The sequence below is a fragment of the Sinorhizobium sp. 22678 genome (assembly GCF_052044265.1).
Lineage (GTDB): Bacteria > Pseudomonadota > Alphaproteobacteria > Rhizobiales > Rhizobiaceae > Sinorhizobium > Sinorhizobium meliloti_A.
On sequence record NZ_JBQEMS010000002.1, the window covers coordinates 406,608 to 423,836 of the forward strand.

Consider the following 17,229-nt stretch of genomic DNA (forward strand, 5'->3'; position numbering starts at 1 on the left):
CGAAATCGCATCCGAAACGGGGGTCAAGGTTTGGCGCGGTCGGGATGCGCCCTGCGGAAGGCGTCGATGGCGGCGCAGCGGCGATCTATGGCAACGATCCGCGGGCACGCCGAAAGATCGACATCCCAGCGCCGCGCATTGTAGACCTGCGGCACGAGGCAGAGATCCGCCATCGTCGGACGATCGCCATGGCAGAATTCACCGGTCGCGGGGCGGTCCAGCATACGCTCGAAGGCAGCGAGACCCTCGCCGATGAATTTCTGCATCCACTCGCGCCGCGCGGCCCCGCCGTCGCCCGCGCCCGCCATCACATGAGCGACGACGCCGAGATTGCAGACGGGATGGATATCCATCGCCACGGCATAGGAAAGCGCGCGGACGCGTTGCCGGTCGACGGGATGGGACGGGAGGAAACCCGTCCCATCCCGCGTCTCCGCAAGATATTCGATGATGGCGAGCGACTGGGTGAGGCGCTCTCCGTCGATGTCGAGCACCGGCACCAGTCCCTGCGGATTCCGGGCGAGATGCTCCGGCGCGCCATGAGCCTTTGCGAGCAGGTCGACCGGTACGGAGCGATAGGCTTCGCCGATCAGGTTGAGCGCGATCCGCACCCGGTAGCTCGCCGACGAGCGCCAATAGTCATAAAGCACGGTTTCGTTCGCCACACCCGTCTCCACGCTGTCCGACCTCATCCGCGCTGGTATTTTCCGACCTTCTGTTCGATCGCACCGAAAATCGAATGGCCGGTACGATCCTTCATCTCGATGCGGACGACATCGCCGAATTTCAGGAACTGCGTTTTCGGTGACCCGCCTTCGATCGTCTCGATCATGCGCAATTCGGCGATGCACGAATAGCCGGCCCCGCCTTCGGAAACCGGCCTGCCCGGCCCGCCCTCGAGCTTGTTGGAAACGGTGCCTGAGCCGATGATCGTGCCGGCCGAAAGGGGCCTCGTTCGCGCGGCATGCACGATCAGCTGCGGGAAATCGAAGGTCATGTCGATGCCGCCATTGGCTCGCCCGAAAGGCTCGCCATTGAGATCGACGTGGAGCGGCAGATGCAGCTTCCCGCCATCCCAGGCTTCGCCGAGTTCCTCCGGCGTCACGGCGACCGGCGAGAAGGCGGAAGAAGGCTTCGATTGATAGAAGCCGAATCCCTTGGCGAGTTCTCCAGGAATGAGGCCGCGCAGGGAGACGTCGTTGACGAGCATGACGAGGCGGATCGCGGCCCTTGCTTCCTCGAGCGTCGCGCCCGTGGGTACGTCGTCGACGATGACAGCAATTTCGCCTTCCATATCGATGCCCCAGGCATCGTCGGCCATAAGGATCGGATCTCGTGGGCCGAGGAAACTGTCGGAACCGCCCTGATAGATCAGCGGATCGGTCCAGAAACTTGCCGGCATCTCGGCATTGCGCGCCTTTCGGACGAGCTCGACATGATTGACATAGGCCGATCCGTCCGCCCACTGAAAGGCGCGCGGCAGCGGCGAGGCGGCGTCGTGCTCATGGAATCGCATGGTCGGCTGCGCCCCGGTCTCGATCCCCTCGGCGACGCGCTCCAGCCGCGGACCCGCATGCGCCCAGTCGTCAAGCGCCGCCTGCAGCGTGCGGGCGATATGACCCACCTCCGAGCAGCGGGTCAGGTCTTTCGAGACCACGACGAGCTTGCCGTCGCGGGTGGAATCTTTCAGCGTTGCGAGTTTCATGGAGTGGTGTTCCCGATGCGTTGTTGATTCTCGCCGGGGCGGCGCGGATATTGCAGCATGTCACGGTTCGGCGGCGGAAGTCACTTGATTCCCGGCGTGCCGTCGAATTTCCGTTCGAGGCCGGACCAGCAATCCATGTAGTCGTCCTGCAGCGTCTCGAGCTCTGCCGCAAACGTCGTCAGCTGCTGGGGGAAGCGGGTCTCGAACATGAATGCCATGGTGTTGTCGAGCTTCACCGGCTTCAGCTCGCCGTTCGACGCCTTCTCGAAGCCGGAGAAGTCCGGTCCGTGCGCCAGCATCATGTTGTGCAGGCTCATGCCGCCCGGAACGAATCCTTCCTCCTTGGCGTCGTAGCGCCCGTAGATCAGCCCCATGAACTCGCTCATGATGTTGCGGTGATACCAGGGCGGGCGGAACGTATGCTCGGCGACCAGCCAGCGGGGCGGGAATAGGACGAAGTCTACATTGGCCGTCCCCTCCTCTCCGGAAGGGGCCGTCAACACCGTGAAGATGGACGGATCGGGATGGTCGAACAGGATCGCGCCGACCGGCGAGAAGGTCTTGAGGTCGTATTTGTAGGGCGCGTAATTGCCGTGCCAGGCGACGACGTCGAGCGGCGAATGGCCGATCTCGACCATATGGAAGGAGCCGCACCACTTCACCTGTACCCGGCAGGGCGTTTCCTTGTCCTCGTAGGCGGCGACCGGCGTCTTGAAGTCGCGCGGATTGGCGAGGCAATTGGCGCCGATCGGGCCGCGATCCGGGAGCGTGAACTTCGCGCCGTAATTCTCGCAGATGTACCCGCGCCAGACCTTCTCCTCTCCGAGGCGCGTGACCTTGAACATCATGCCGCGCGGTACGAGGCAGATTTCAGACGGCTCCACCTCCATCCTGCCGAGCTCGGTGAAAACCTGGATCGCACCCGTTTCCGGAACGATCAGCAGCTCGCCGTCGGCGTTGAAAAAGTAGTCATCCACCATGTCGGCATTGAAGGCATAGGCATGCGCAGCCATGCCGGCTTGCGTCAGCGCGTCGCCCGCCGTCGTCATGGTGCGGATGCCTTGAAGAAAGGTCAGGCTCTCCGAGGGCGCCGGCAAAGGACTCCAGCGCAACTGCCCGAGCGCCAGGGAATGCTCGCCCACATGCGGCGCCGTCTTCCAATGCGGATAGTCGATCTTGCGGAAACGCCCGGTGTGGCGGACGCTCGGTCGGATACGGTAGAGCCAGGAGCGCTCGTTGGTGCCGCGCGGTGCCGTAAAGGGTGAGCCGGACAGCTGTTCGGCATAAAGGCCGTAATTGCATTTTTGCGGGCTGTTCTGCCCCTGCGGGAGCGCCCCAGGCAGGCTTTCCGTCTCGAAGTCGTTGCCGAATCCAGGCATATAGCCGGCTGTGCGCTGCTGACCCGAACCTACCCGCCGCTGTTTTTCCGCTTTCTCCAACATGGCTTGAGCCTCCTCTTCTCTTCGCTATATTAGTTACAATCGTAACTATCGATTTTGTAACTATCAAGGAAGGAAGGCCATGGCCGAAGAGCGGTTCGAACTGGAGAACTTCCTGCCCTATCGGCTGAACCGGGCGGCGGAATTCGTCGCCTTGCGCTTTGCCGCACAATACAAAGCGCGTTACCAGCTGACGCGGCCGGAATGGCGAACGCTTGCGGCACTCGGCAGCTCCCGCCGCAGCATGACGGCAACCGAAATCGGCGCGCACTCCGCCATGCACAAGACGAAAGTAAGCCGCGCGGTCTTCAGCCTCGAGCAGCGCCGCTGGTTGAAGCGCGAGCAGGACGGACGAGACCGTCGTTTCGAGCATCTGGCGCTGACGCCGGCGGGTCGGCAGGCCTTTAGGGAGCTGACGGAGCTTGCGAGCGACTATCAAACGGAACTGCATTCCGTGCTTGGAGCAGAGAATATGGAGGCGCTTTCGCAGGGCCTGGGCGCCGTGGAACGGGCGATGAATAATCTCTAGCGAGGCCCTTCCCTAGCGCTGCCGCCTACCCCTTCATCCGCGCCGGTATCGGCAGACCCTCGAAACTCTTGAGCGTCTCCAGCACGATCGATGTCTTGACGTGCTGCACGCTGTCATGCGGCAGGAGGACCTCGTTGACGAAGCGGGAGAGCCCGGCAAGATCCGGCGTCACGACGCGCAGGTGGTAGTCCATTTCACCGGTCAGCGCATAGGCCTCCAGCACTTCCGGCAGAGCCGAGACGAGGTTGGCGAAACGCTTGGCATTGTCGCGATTATGCGTGGCCAGCGTGACCGAAATCACCACCATCAGATCAAGCCCCAGCTTCTGACGGTCGATCTGCGCCTGATAGCCGGTGATGAACCCTTCCGCCTCCAGGCGCGTACGCCGGCGCGAACATTGCGAAGGAGACAGCGCGACGCGCTCGGACAATTCATTGTTGGTCAGATGACCGTCGCGCTGCAGTTCACTCAGGATCTTGAGGTCGAATCCGTCAAGCAGCTCCATTCATGCACCCTCGAACCATTCTCTGCACAATTCATGCGCCGATCTTGGCGAATCGCGCAAGAATACAAGCACCATGCATCGGAACTGCGCCATAATCCAGCAGAGTTTGGAGGATAAGAGGAGACTGACGATGGGCCCGTTCCCCCATGACGCACCGCCGCCGGCGATTTCGGCGGAAAACCCCGCCGGGACGGACGGTTTCGAGTTTGTGGAGTTCGCCCACCCCGAGCCGGAGAAGCTTGCGGAGCTCTTCGGACGCATGGGCTATTCGCCGGTCGCCAGGCACAAGACCAAGGACATCACCGTCTGGCGGCAGGGCGATATCAACTATGTCCTGAACGCGGAGGCCGGATCGCATGCCATGCGCTTCGTTGGCGAGCACGGGCCCTGCGCCCCCTCGATGGCCTGGCGCGTCGTCGACGCGAAGCATGCCTTCGAACATGCCGTTGCCAAAGGCGCCGAAGCCTATACCGGCAGCGACAAGTGCCTGGACGTGCCGGCGATCGTCGGCATCGGCGGCTCGCTTCTCTATTTCGTGGAAACCTACGGCGAAAAGGGATCAGCCTACGACGCCGAGTTCGAATGGCTGAGCGAGCGTGATCCGAAGCCGGCCGGAGTCGGCTTCTACTATCTCGACCACCTGACCCACAACGTCTATCGCGGCAACATGGACAAGTGGTGGGCGTTCTATCGCGAACTGTTCAATTTCAAGCAGATCCATTTCTTCGACATCGATGGCCGCATCACCGGCCTCGTCAGCCGGGCGATTACCTCGCCCTGCGGCAAGATCCGCATTCCCCTGAACGAATCGAAGGACGACACGAGCCAGATCGAAGAATATCTGAAGAAGTACAAAGGCGAAGGCATCCAGCACATCGCCGTCGGTACCGAGGCGATCTACGATGCGACCGACAAGCTCGCCGCAAACGGTCTGAAGTTCATGCCAGGGCCGCCGGAAACCTATTATGAAATGTCCCATCAGCGTGTTCACGGACACGACGAGCCGATCGACCGGATGAAGACACACGGCATCCTGATCGATGGCGAGGGCGTGGTGAATGGCGGCATGACGAAGATCCTGCTGCAGATATTCTCGCGAACGGTGATCGGTCCGATCTTCTTCGAATTCATCCAGCGCAAGGGCGACGAAGGCTTCGGCGAGGGCAATTTCCGCGCATTGTTCGAATCGATCGAAGCCGACCAGATCCGGCGCGGCGCCCTTGGCCACGAGGCCGCGGAATAAGCTGCCGTGCCGTAGAGACGCCGCGCGGCAGCCCGCGCGTCAAGGCCTGTTGAGATTCCGGCCACCCGCCGCCGCTTGCTTGATCGCCTTATCCCTGTGCTCGTCACAGGGATAAGGGCGGAGAGGGTGCGGTCCCTCGGCGCGCTTCATAAACCGCGAAGATAATGAGGCGGCGCGGAAGGTCGCGGGTCACGCCCGTGTACAGCGTCCCGCTTCGCTTCGATGTAGTAGCCGCACATCCCGATCCCTCATTCCTGTGCTTGTCACAGGAATCCAGCCAGACCAAGTCCTTGGGCTGAAAGAACGCTTCCCGCGCCGCAGACGCGGCGCTGCTGGATCCCTGTGACGAGCACAGGGATGAGGATGAGGAGAGATTGCAGTCCTCCGAAAACTTTTCTACAGCGCCGCGCGTCTTGTCAGACGCGCAAAGGTCGCTGTTAGCACCTTGGACTGCTCAAGGCTCTGACGGTCAGTTGCGCCAGCGCGTCGGCGACGGCGTGCGGGAAGGGCCCACGCCTCCGTCGTTTCTGAAATAGCGGGAGGCCGCCTCGGTGCGATTGCGCACGTTCATCTTCTTGTAGATGTTGCGCACATGCACCTTGACGGTGTTTTCGGACAGTCCGAGGCGATCTGCGATGATCTTGTTCTGCGTGCCCATGCAGATGAGATCGAGAATCTGGATTTCGCGTGTCGTGAGGACGACCTGGCCGCCAAATCCTTTCCCGCGCTCCGGATCGACACTTTCAGAAGCCGTCTCGTTCGGGGTGGCGAGGTCCCGCTCTCCGGGATTCTTCGGCGCAAGGCGCCTGAGCAGTGCGGCGGGAAAATGTTCGCCGCCCTTCATCAGGAGGTCGATGGCGGTAAGGCAAACGTCGAGGTGGAGATTCAGGGGCAACACGCCGTGGATCATCCCCTCCTCGACCAGATGCGAAACCGACGCGTCGATCCCTTCCGCGTTTTCGACCAGCAGACCGACGGCCGCTTTCGGGTGGAACTCATGAATCATCCTGATGATCGATGGAAAGTTCGCCATGGGCACGCGGTAGAGCATGACCAGCATCACACCTACGAGGTTGCCGTCCAGAAGGCTGTCGGCGTCCGAAAGCCGCACCACTTCCTGGTCCTGAAAGCGTGCGCCGATCGCCTGGGTCAGACACTCGGCGAAGAGGTCCGTCCTGGCTAGCATGACTATTTTGCTTTTTTTCGGTAAAACACTTTTGCTGTCTTCGAACCCGCCCAACCCCGAACTCGCACGATACATTATCCCCTCCTCGGACTTCCCCTTGGTTTTTACGGGTTTTTTACCCATGGTGGAGAAAGGCCCGCGTTGTGAAAATTGCTTGGATTAAAAAAATTTCTCGAAAAAAAAGAATTTATATTGGCTAATGTATCGTAAATATGGGGGATGTAAAACCGCCCAAAAGGATTAGGTGGCGGCCACAATCCTGTCTAAATCGTTCAAGAACGAACCAATTTTGGGCGAATCCGCGAAATTCGTGCCGGATCGGCGACGCCACCTCGCGCCTTTCGCCCTACCCTCGCTTTTGAGGGGTGCACCGCACCCTGCGCCTCGTCAGACCCGGATGGTCTTCGTAGTAACTCGGACAAGCATTCGCCACTCAGTCTGACGAGGTCGATACTCACATCGGGTTATCACGAAGGTAATGCGGGCGCGGCCAATTCGGTCGATCGCGTGCTGAGGCAGATGTCCGACGCACTTTCCGCCAAGGAACCCTGCAGCCGGCCTTCGCTCAGCAATCCAAGCGTGCCGGGGCAAACGAACTGCACATTTGAGATCGCGATTGTCGAGTATTTTCAGTCCTTTATCTGAGCGCCTCGATCGAGGTACATGCGCAGGCATGGCGAGTCGATCGCGAGCTGCACTCGAGACGAGTGCGTCGGTCGCCGCGCAGCGAATAATGAGCGACAAATCCGAGAGGGGCCGGTGCCGAGTCTCATAACCACAATAGGTAGCTTTCACTCGACTGCGTTCCAGATCACACTCCAATGGTCGCACCAACATTCTGTGCGTCTTCGATCATTGTTTCTCGTAGAAGATCGGAAATATAGATACTTACGTTTATATCACAAATATTATGACTATTCGTTACCATACGTAGGAATTTAGGCGCTTAGTATCGCGCTGAAATGACATTGCAAGCAGAGACGGAACATTCATTTCCGCTAAACCGCCAAAAGAGCCAGCGCCTCAAGAATCCTATAAAAGATGAAGGGTTTCGGTGCTGGCTCCCCCTCTTATGAGGAAGTGCTTATGCCCGATTCCTCACAGAAGAATCTTGGGCTCCACGACAACTTCAGTGCCGATGACGAGCTGAAGACGGGTGCGCTTGCCGATGGCGTAGCGATGAACACGTCCAGCAGGTCGGTTGCCGGTGGCAGCACCAGTCTCACCGAGACCGCCGGGGGTGACTTTGCCTTCTCCCTCGGCGACGGCTTTTCCTTTTCCCTGAATGTCGACAATGTTCTGGGCAACGGCGCCAGCATCTACGAAGCCGGGTTCAGCCTGGCCCAGGCCAATAGCCTGGCCGATCAGGACCGCGCTTATGACGTCGGCAAGAGCGGCAATACCGATCCCGGCACAGGCAGCGGAGAACCTGGTGGCGACGGCCTCACCACGGACGGTTGGGATCTCAAGAGCGACGAGGGTGCATCCCACCCCTCGACGGCGACGCCGCCAGGCCCGGCAAGTCCGGACTTCCACCACGAAATCGTCCAGGGCGCGAACCTTCTCAGCAACGCCGACGTCAGCACCACCGTTGGCGATCCGGGCGTGACCCCGGCGGGGTCGGATAGCGACCTCGAATGAACGACGGGATGCACCGGCCGTGCTGGATATCGACCGCGGGCGAACGCCAGCACGTTTCCTTCAATCGTATCCGCTTGAAGAAAAAATGAGGTTTAAGGCACCCTTTGCTGCGGAAAGGGGAAGGATTGGACGATGCATTCGGAGAAGATCAACGAGATCGTTGCGCATTTCATAGGGCTGTTCAACACGGCGATCGATGACGCGCGTATAAGATTTGAATACCTGCAGGGATATGAAACCCCGAAGACTGCGCAAAAGGAGGACTCCGACTACGTGCAGTCGCCTGATTTCCGGTCTGACTTCGCGTTGAAAAGCTACGACCCCGAGATCTCCTACGAACTCCGGGCTTACGACATCGCCCGGCTCGACTCCGCCGATCATGCCGCCCCGTCACGGCATCACCTCGACCAACCGGCCGCCGCGGCGCAAGCCGGACAGGTGGATGTCCGGTCCACGGAGAACCACGGCATTTCCGGCAACGGCCCCGAAGCGTCGGATACGATGCCTCCTGCGGCTCCCGACGCGGGCTTCAGCCATATCTATCAGGCAAGCACCCTTCATGACGACGATGTCGTGAACCTGACCGGCATGCTTGCGGAGCCGCGCAACCTGACGCATGTGGACCAGACGCTCGAAGGCTTTCTCGCGGAAGCCCTTGAAGCCTCGCCCTTCGCGCAGATCGGCGCCGCCGATGCGCCCGCCTCTTTCGCCGCAGTGGCTGCGAACCTTGAAGCACTTGCCTCCATGGCGGACGCCAGCCAACAGGCCGTTCCGACCGCGCCCGCGACAGGCGGACCGGAGAACCTTCCGCAATCCGCCTCTCCGGACGAATTGGTGAAGAACGAGGCGGGCGATGCCGTTCTCGTCGCAGAACGCATCGAGGGCACCTATGTCAACGGCACCCGCGCCGACGCCGCGCCGGAACTGCGCGACAACCTTCCGGGGCGAGAGCACACTGCTCACCCCGCCGGGACGCCCCTCGACGAGCCGCTCCAGAACGGCGACCTCGACATCCATGCGGGGACCAATGTCGTCGCCAATGTTGCCAGCGTTGTCGGCGCAGTCGAGGCCCCGCCCGTGACCGCCGTGATGGGTGACTACCACCAAATCGATGTCATCTCGCAATCCTACGTCTATGCCGACAGGGACACGCTCGACGGCGCGATCTCCGGCACATGCGCGACGATGACCACGACCGTCGCACTGAACATAGCAAGCTTCGGTGGCGGAGAAACCGGGGCATGCCTGCCCGAGGAAGCGGAGATTCCGGCCGAATCTTCGACATTCCCGACAAGCTGGCGCGTGAACGTCGTCGAAGGCGATCTTTCCATCGTCCATTGGGTCGAGCAGTACAACTTCGCCAGCGACAATGACAGCCTGACCGTCACCAGGACGGGTGCGGAGACGACCGTGCTCAGCGGCGGCAACACGGCAGTGAACGTCGCATCGTTTCTCGGCATTACCGAGCATTACGATCTGATCCTCGTCGGCGGCCGGCTGATCGATCTCGACGTCATCAGCCAGATCTCCATCCTCTACGACAATGACGACATCGCGGGCGTATCCGCCGGCAAAGGCATCGCGCTGGACACGGGCGGCAATCTCGTCTGGAACATGGCCTCGATCGGAAACGTGAGCTCCGGCGTCCGCTTCGAGGCGATGCCGGACTACTTTCATGAGGCCGCCGACCAGATGCACGAGGGCGACGGCACATTGCCGGACGAACTCCTGCGCGACAATGCTTTCGAAGGCTATGCCGACCTGCACATCCTGTTCATCACCGGCAATCTCTATGACGTCACGATCGTCCAACAGGTCAGCATTCTCGGCGACGCCGACGCCGTCTCGTTTGCCGCGGGCAAGTTGCTCGAAGACGGACCGGAGGCCTCGGTCGCGGTGCATACGGGAAACAATGGCGTCTTCAACGTCGCAGAGATCATCGACTCCGGCGGGACGACCTATGTCGGCGGCGAGACCTATTCCGACGCAGTGCTCATCCAATCGGGAATAGTCGACGGAATGCCGGACCTTCAGCGGGACAGTGGCGGTCTGACGACCGAACTCATCGCCTTTATCGGCGAGGATACGGCGCCGCAGGGCGGAGACATGGACGGCGATCACGGCACCGACCTGTCCGGCAGCCAGTGGAGCGACGTCATGCATACGATACTGGCTTGAAGCCGATCCGCTTCGAGCTCTCAGGGTTGCACAGCTTCGAACGGAGATCCGTTGGACGGTCCTGACCGAAACTTCAAGGGCCAAGCGCAGGGGAGCGAGCATGAACGACATGTCGAAGTGGTATGCCGGGCGAGGCAAGCCGCAGCGCCAGGATGTCGCACGGCTGGAGCTGCCCGATATAGCCGAAGCGGAGGCTGTGGCACCCTTCGAAAGGCCGCCAGGGCCGAACGGAAAGGCAGACGCGGCAAGGTTCTCGGAGCAAAAGCAAGCATCGGCATCGGCCGATGCGTGCCGCGACGAGGGCGACGTTCCCAAGGTGGAAAGACGACAGGCCCCGGGACTGCCGCGAACGATCGAAAATGACCCGGGCCCGATGAAGCAGGGCGACCTTCGCCCGGTTGAACGCAGCGCAACAGGTGAAGGGAAAGCGAGCGAAGACGGCGGCGGCAGGAGCACGCTTCACAAGCGCATGGGACCGGCGAACTTCGCTGCCAGCCTGCACAACGGCATGGCCGCTGTCCGGCGCAACATGCTGATCGTCATCGCTTTCACCCTGGCCATCAACGTCCTCGTCCTGGCCATCCCGATCTATTTGTTCCAGATCTCCGACCGGGTCCTGACGAGCCGCTCGCAGGACACGCTGGTCATGCTGACGGTCGCCGTGCTCGGCGCCGTGGCGCTCCAGGTCATTCTCGACGCGATCCGCCGCTTCATCCTGATGCGCACCGCCGTCGAAATCGAGGTCCAGCTCGGCACACCGATCCTCAGTGCGGCAGCCCGGGCCTCGCTGCACGGAAGCGGCCGGGACTACCAGATATTGGGCGACCTGCAGCAGCTTCGCGCCTTCATCACCTCCGGCACGCTCACCGCTTTCCTCGACGCTCCACTGACACCGCTCTTCGTGGTCGTGGTCTACCTCATACAGCCACAACTCGGCATGATCGTCATCCTGTGTTGTACGGTTCTGATCGTCATCGCCTATCTCAATCAGAAAGCGACGACAAAACCATTCAGCGAAGCCAATGCCTCCCTCGGCCGGGCCAATTTCCATCTCGATTCGATGGCCCGCAACGCCCAGATCATCAATGCGCTGGCGATGATTCCGGAAGCAGTCAGAATGTGGGGCCAGGAGACGGCGGCCTCGCTCAAGGCGCAGGTCTACGCCCAGGACCGCAACATAATCTTCACCGGCGCATCCAGGGCCGTGCGGATGTTCACCCAGGTGGCGCTTCTCGGCTGGGGAGCGCATCTGGCGATGGAAGGGCAACTGACCGGCGGCATGGTGATCGCCGCTTCGATCATTGCCGGGCGTGCGCTCGCGCCCGTCGAAGGAGCCATCGAGGGCTGGAACCAGCTCAATCACTCCCGCGCCGCCTATCAGCGCATCAGGCAGCTCTTGCTCACCTCGCCCTTGAACTTCCCGCGGCTGCGCCTGCCGAAGCCGGAAGGCAGGCTCGACGTCGAGCGCATCCTCTTCGTCCCGCCGCCGCAGAAGCGGGTGATCCTGAACGGCATCTCCTTTTCGCTGGCAAAGGGGGAATCGCTTGCGGTCATCGGCAATTCCGGCTCCGGCAAGACCACCCTCGGCAAGATGCTGGTCGGCTCGATTCTGCCCACATCCGGCAGTGTACGCCTCGATCTCATGGATCTGCGCAACTGGGATCAGCGCCAGTTCGGCGAAAGCATCGGCTACCTTCCCCAGGACGTTCAGCTCTTTCCGGGAACGATCAAGGCCAATATCTGCCGCATGCGCGAGGATGTGGACGATAGCATGGTTTATGAGGCGGCGGTGCTCGCCGACGTGCACGAACTGATCGCAACTTTTCCGCAAGGCTACGAGACCGTGGTCGCCGCTGACGGCGCCCCGCTGTCGGGCGGTCAGAAACAGCGCATAGCTCTGGCGCGCGCCTTCTTCGGCAACCCGAAATTCGTCGTCCTCGACGAGCCGAATTCGAACCTCGACAGCAATGGCGAGGCCGCACTTGCCCGCGCGCTGGTGCATGCGAGGAAGGAGGGCATCACCACCGTCACCATCACGCAGCGCCCTGCTCTCCTGCAATGTGTCGACAAGATCATGGTGCTGCACGAAGGCACCGTGGCGATGTTCGGCGCCCGAAACGAGGTGCTCGCCGCGCTTGGCGCAAAGGCCGAAGGCGACCGCGGGCAATCCCGCATTCACGGAGACTGACGATGCAAAGCGACAGGCGGAGCACCGAACCTCGAAATCCGGCGGAGTGGTATGCCGAGGTCCCCCGGTCGATCAGGCGCCACAGTCTGGTTGGCCTGGCGCTGATCGCGATCTCCTTCGGCGGCTTCGGCTACTGGGCTTTCGCGGCACCGCTCGCCGCGGCAATCATCGCCCAGGGAAGCTTCGTCGCCAACGGCAACAACAAGATCGTCCAGCATCTGGAGGGCGGCATCATCGAGGAACTGCTGGTCGCCGAGGGCGACAAGGTCAAGGCCGGCGACATTCTCGTGAAGCTCGATCAGACGGTCGCCCGGGCCAACGCCCGTATGCTCAACCTCAAGCGCCTCCGCCTGGAGGCAGTCGTCGGGCGGCTGAGGGCGGAGGCGGTGGGCGAAGATGCCTTCAGCGTACCCGAAATCGTCGCCCGGCAGGCCGACGACCCCGACATTCGCGCCATCATGGAAAGCCAGAACGTCAATTTTCAGAGCAAGAAGATCAAGCTGCGCGACCAGCTGAACCTGATCGACCAGAACATTCGTTCGCTTGAATTCCGGGCCAGGGGATACGCTCTGCAGCAGGCATCGTTCAACCGGCAGCTGGAGATTCTCAACGAGGAGCGGGAGGCCAAGAGCAAGCTCGCCGACAAGGGCCTGATCCGGCGCCCGGAACTCATGGCGTTGGACCGCGCGATCGCCGATGCGATCGGCGAGATCGGCCGGCTCGAATCCGAGGTCAAGGAGAGCTACACGCAGATAGACCGCTACCGACAGGAGGCGGTCATCGCCGTCAATACCAACAAACAGGCGGCGCTCGACGGCCTCGAAGCGGCCGAGGCCGATCTCGACAGCGTACGCGAGCAGGTTCGGGAGGCGTCCGAAGTGCTCGGCCGCGCCACCATCCGTTCGCCTGTCGACGGCACCGTCGTACGCAGCTATTTCCACACGGCCGGTGGCGTCATCGCAAGCGGAAAGCCGATCATGGAGATCCTGCCGGCCAATGTGCCGCTGATCATCGAGGCGCAGCTGCTGCGCACCGCCATCGATCAGCTCAAGGTCGGCGAAGACGCCACGATCCGGCTTTCGGCACTCAACCGCCGCACGACGCCGGTGCTGAAAGGCAAGGTCTTCTACGTCTCGGCGGATTCGATCGAGGAGGAAGTAGCCGGCGGCCAGCAGCGCGACGTCTATATCGTGCGCGTCGAAGTGCCGGCGAGCGAGATCGGGCGCATCCACGGCTTTCACCCCGTGCCCGGAATGCCCGCCGAAGTGTTGATCACCACATCGGAGCGCACCTTCTTTGAGTATCTGACGAAGCCCATCACAGACAGCATGTCGCGCGCGTTCAAGGAGACCTGAATGCAGGACGTCTATGGAAGCCGGTTTCGATCGGCGGAATATGCAAGTGCGCAAATCCGGTTCCGGCGCATCTTTCTCGGGACCGCTTGGAGATCGCCATGGCGGCTGCACAGGATGTGCTTTTGCTCGTTGGTCGCCTGAACTACGTGTGGACCAACACCGAAAGCCTGCTCATCTACGTGATCGCCCACCTTCTGGGGGTGGAAAAGGACGCGGCCATCGTCGTTTTCCTGACGCTGAATACGACGCGCGCCCGTATCGATCTGACAGAGCGCCTGGCGAAGCTGCCGCGGATCCCGGCGGCGACTCGCGACGAGGTGCTCGCCATTACCGTGCGGTTGAAGCAGCAATCGAAGATGCGCAACAAGTACAATCATTGCATCTACTCCGTCGACGAGCAGGGCGAGATTTCGAGCACGCAGTTGATGCGGCTCGTCGAAGGCGAGAAGGACGTGCGCTACGGCAAGGTCGAGCAGCTCGATGCCCGCGAGTTGGCGCGTCTCGACAATGCGGTTCGCGAGATCACCGATATCAGCAGACGTCTGTGGACGTTCATTCGATCGAGGCCGAACTTCGACGAGCGCTCGATATAGGGGAGCAGCCGAATACCGGCACTCGGTAGTTGTCCTTCGCAGTTGGACGGTGTATACTGAACAGAAGCATTATTGTATTCAATTATTCACTAACGTAACGATTTTGGCGCGTATCGAGTATATTGCCGCAAAGAGACGACAATGACAGTCCACGTTATCGACTGCATCGAAGAATTTAAAAAAAATCATAGAAACTGGAACAAGATATATCGTTCAGATCCGGAAGCGCACGCTTTTCTCTCCTGGCCCTGGCTGCAGGAATACCTTCCGCACCGCGAGAGGTGGCTCATTCTGGCCTGGAAACGCCGCGCCGCCGGAAAACGGTACGACGCGTTCCTGCCGCTCGAGCTGGCGACCTCTCAGGACGAGGACACGGGTCTCTTCGTCGACGAAATTCTGATGATCGGCAATCACGGAACCGGACGCACCGGCTTTCTCTGCGCACCTGGCCTTGAAAGCGAGGCGGCGGACGCATTCGCCGGCATCCTCGCGTCCGAAAACTGGACAAGCATCCGGTTCGACCGCTGCGGCGCGGCCTCGGCGCGGCTCGAACGGTTGCTCGATGCCTTTCCCGAAGGGGAGTTTGCGCGCGTCGACCCCGCCGACGAGGGAGAGAGGATCGACGCCTGTGGGCGTCGCCTCCGCAGTATGCTTCTCAGAACCCTCACGGGCAGGAACCTGCGCGACTGCCTCAATCGCCGCAGCCTGGTCATCGTCTTGGAGCGGGCGGTGGCGCTGCACGCCTTTGGCGACTTCGACGGAGCCGAAGCGGGCTATCGGCAGTTGATCCGCACCGTTCCGGGACATGTCGAGGCGCGCTGTCGCCTTGCGCATCTCTTGAGCGACGTGGGCGAATATGGGGAGGCGGAGCATCTTTATCGCACCTTGCTGCCGGCAGTGCCGAACGCGGACGACGTTCTCCACTGGCTCGGCGACACGCAAATGGCGCAGGCATTCTACCGCAAGGCGGGCAAGACGTTTCAAGAGCTGCTTGCCCGCTACCCGCATCGAGGCATCCTGCGCTACAAACTCGCGGTCGCGCGCTTGGCTTCGGGCCAAAGGGATGCCGCTATCGCCACCTTCCAGAGCTTCCACGACATCGTATCCGACGACGCGAACCACGTCCTCTGCAAGACGAGAGCAGAGGAGATCCTGATCCGCCTGAGGGGTGTCGCCGGCATGGAGGAGCAGGATGAGGAGCAGGAGCCCGAGCCGGAGCAGGAGATGCAGGCGCAGGAGGATGCGATTCGGTTGACGGCAGCTGCGCAGCCGCTCCTGACACCTCTGCTGCCCGCGGGCTCATCCGCCCATCTGCATGCGAAACCGTCGACATATGGCTGGAAGGCCTCGAAATTGAAGCACTGAAACCGGTTTCTGTCTGCATCCCGCCACAGCGGCGCGTGCTGCCGGGGCGCGCCCGTCGCTGTGGCATCTCGATCATGTTGATCCGAAACCAACAGGTTGGAGCGGGATGCGGGCGGAAACGGCACACGCTTTTTCCGCATCCCGCTCAGCTTTAGGGACGCTTCTGAATGATCCCGTAGACGACGTTGCGGTTCGCACCGAACTGCACGCGCGCTTCGATGGCTTCCCTGTCGGCGCTGGCATGAATGATCTGCCACATGTCGAACTCCGATCGAAGCAGCAGCGCCCAGTTCATGAAGGTTTCCATGTAGCCGTCGACATGGATGTCGCGCGCGAAATTGGCAAAAAGGAAGACCCCGTTGGGCTTCAGCATTTCCAGGCATCTCCGGGTGAGCTTCACCGCCACCTTTTCGGTCAGGTAGTCGTAAAGCCCGGCGGCATAGATGAAATCGAACTGGCCGAGCTCCTGTGACCTGGTCAGAAGACTTTTGACCGACCCGTCGACTGCCTCGATGCGAGTTCCCATGAAGTCGCGCGCGATCGAACCGACGCTCAGCGGATCCTGATCGAGGGCGACCCACCGTTTCAGGCTCCCCTCCCGCAAGGCTGCCGAGCGGTTGGCCTCACGCAGGTGCCCGGCGGCGATCGTCAGGATCTCGGCCTCCCCTCCCCGTGTCGCCGCGATCTCGTCGACATGGCGCGTCAGCAGGTCGCGCCGCTCCCGCACGGCCACCGAAGATGAGGCGTCCTTGGTGTAATCGTAGAGCGCTCGCCCGAGCGGCGTGGCCCTTGCCACATCCCCGGCAATGCTCGGATGTCCATAGATGAAGTCGAGCAACTGGGCATCGCCGGAATAACCCCGGGGCTTTTCGAACGACCAGCGCGTAAACGGGTCCTGCAGGAAGAAGTCCGACACCGTGTGATTCTGGATCAGTGGTATCAGCTCCTGCCAGACGCTCGGCTGATATTTATTGCGCACATCATGAAGAGACCCGGCAATCCGATGTATTATCTCCGCAGGGTCTCGCCGCTGTCCGAACTGTTGCTGCGCGATGTTCAGAATCAGCGCAATCTCGGCCTTTGCTGTCGCCAGCTGTTCTTCGTAAAACTCGATTCTCTGGGAATTGAATTCGGTTGCGATGGCGGCGGGCGTAATGAGGCTCTCGCCGTCTAGTACGATCTGAAATTGGCTCACGCGTTACTCATCCGTTAACTGTTTGTTAACATTATGCCAGGACCCGGCACCGCGCCAGCCGGGTTTCAAGTTTTCGAATAATATGGTTAATAAAAACAGGTATTGGA

At 61.2% G+C, this 17,229-nt stretch carries 14 protein-coding genes; 8 read left to right on the top strand and 6 right to left on the bottom strand.

What is annotated here, in order from left to right; translation table 11 throughout:
* Nucleotides 1-23: 23 nt before the first annotated feature.
* The 3 genes from maiA to hmgA form a co-directional block, all read right to left on the bottom strand.
* Nucleotides 24-677 carry a maleylacetoacetate isomerase gene (gene maiA / locus ACTJKL_RS05450; RefSeq protein WP_198516781.1) on the bottom strand — a complete coding sequence of 218 codons (654 nt, stop codon included), beginning with the start codon at nucleotides 675-677 and terminating at the stop codon, nucleotides 24-26.
* 11 nt (nucleotides 678-688) lie between these two features.
* On the bottom strand, nucleotides 689-1,705 hold the full coding sequence (locus tag ACTJKL_RS05455; RefSeq protein WP_100672840.1) for a fumarylacetoacetate hydrolase family protein: 1,017 nt from the start codon (nucleotides 1,703-1,705) through the stop codon (nucleotides 689-691).
* An 80-nt stretch (nucleotides 1,706-1,785) separates the two neighbouring features.
* The gene (gene hmgA, locus ACTJKL_RS05460; protein ID WP_379937909.1) at nucleotides 1,786-3,147 is read right to left on the bottom strand and encodes a homogentisate 1,2-dioxygenase; all 1,362 of its coding nucleotides are present in this window, start codon (nucleotides 3,145-3,147) and stop codon (nucleotides 1,786-1,788) included.
* A 79-nt stretch (nucleotides 3,148-3,226) separates the two neighbouring features.
* Here hmgA and ACTJKL_RS05465 point away from each other — a divergent pair, with 79 nt between their 5' ends.
* The gene (locus ACTJKL_RS05465) at nucleotides 3,227-3,673 is read left to right on the top strand and encodes a MarR family winged helix-turn-helix transcriptional regulator (protein WP_275597286.1); all 447 of its coding nucleotides are present in this window, start codon (nucleotides 3,227-3,229) and stop codon (nucleotides 3,671-3,673) included.
* Between the two features lie 25 nt (nucleotides 3,674-3,698).
* On the opposite strand, the gene ACTJKL_RS05470 is transcribed toward ACTJKL_RS05465, so the two are convergent.
* Nucleotides 3,699-4,178: an Lrp/AsnC family transcriptional regulator gene (locus tag ACTJKL_RS05470; RefSeq protein WP_003536762.1), complete on the bottom strand. Its 480-nt coding sequence runs from the start codon at nucleotides 4,176-4,178 to the stop codon at nucleotides 3,699-3,701.
* A gap of 130 nt (nucleotides 4,179-4,308) precedes the next feature.
* On the opposite strand from ACTJKL_RS05470, the gene hppD reads away from it, so the two are divergent.
* Entirely contained in the window at nucleotides 4,309-5,421 is a 1,113-nt protein-coding gene (gene hppD, locus ACTJKL_RS05475; protein WP_100672836.1) for a 4-hydroxyphenylpyruvate dioxygenase, read from the top strand.
* Between the two features lie 469 nt (nucleotides 5,422-5,890).
* On the opposite strand, the gene ACTJKL_RS05480 is transcribed toward hppD, so the two are convergent.
* Complete coding sequence (locus tag ACTJKL_RS05480) at nucleotides 5,891-6,682, bottom strand: helix-turn-helix transcriptional regulator (RefSeq protein ID WP_440852378.1); 792 nt, start codon at nucleotides 6,680-6,682, stop codon at nucleotides 5,891-5,893.
* A gap of 1,011 nt (nucleotides 6,683-7,693) precedes the next feature.
* Between ACTJKL_RS05480 and ACTJKL_RS05485 the strand changes: the two genes are divergently transcribed.
* From ACTJKL_RS05485 to ACTJKL_RS05510, 6 genes are all read left to right on the top strand, one after another.
* On the top strand, nucleotides 7,694-8,248 hold the full coding sequence (locus ACTJKL_RS05485; protein WP_440852379.1) for a hypothetical protein: 555 nt from the start codon (nucleotides 7,694-7,696) through the stop codon (nucleotides 8,246-8,248).
* 132 nt (nucleotides 8,249-8,380) lie between these two features.
* Complete coding sequence (locus tag ACTJKL_RS05490) at nucleotides 8,381-10,426, top strand: hypothetical protein (protein ID WP_440852380.1); 2,046 nt, start codon at nucleotides 8,381-8,383, stop codon at nucleotides 10,424-10,426.
* A gap of 100 nt (nucleotides 10,427-10,526) precedes the next feature.
* A complete protein-coding gene (locus ACTJKL_RS05495) occupies nucleotides 10,527-12,614 on the top strand; it encodes a type I secretion system permease/ATPase (protein ID WP_440852381.1) in 2,088 nt (695 codons plus the stop codon).
* Nucleotides 12,615-12,616: 2 nt separating this feature from the next.
* Complete coding sequence (locus ACTJKL_RS05500) at nucleotides 12,617-13,969, top strand: HlyD family type I secretion periplasmic adaptor subunit (RefSeq protein WP_275597281.1); 1,353 nt, start codon at nucleotides 12,617-12,619, stop codon at nucleotides 13,967-13,969.
* Between the two features lie 98 nt (nucleotides 13,970-14,067).
* Nucleotides 14,068-14,562, top strand: a complete 495-nt coding sequence (locus tag ACTJKL_RS05505; protein WP_018099348.1) for a hypothetical protein — start codon at nucleotides 14,068-14,070, stop codon at nucleotides 14,560-14,562.
* A gap of 141 nt (nucleotides 14,563-14,703) precedes the next feature.
* Nucleotides 14,704-15,927 carry a tetratricopeptide repeat protein gene (locus tag ACTJKL_RS05510; protein ID WP_440852382.1) on the top strand — a complete coding sequence of 408 codons (1,224 nt, stop codon included), beginning with the start codon at nucleotides 14,704-14,706 and terminating at the stop codon, nucleotides 15,925-15,927.
* Between the two features lie 151 nt (nucleotides 15,928-16,078).
* On the opposite strand, the gene ACTJKL_RS05515 is transcribed toward ACTJKL_RS05510, so the two are convergent.
* Nucleotides 16,079-17,122, bottom strand: a complete 1,044-nt coding sequence (locus tag ACTJKL_RS05515; protein WP_440852383.1) for a class I SAM-dependent methyltransferase — start codon at nucleotides 17,120-17,122, stop codon at nucleotides 16,079-16,081.
* Nucleotides 17,123-17,229: the final 107 nt, after the last annotated feature.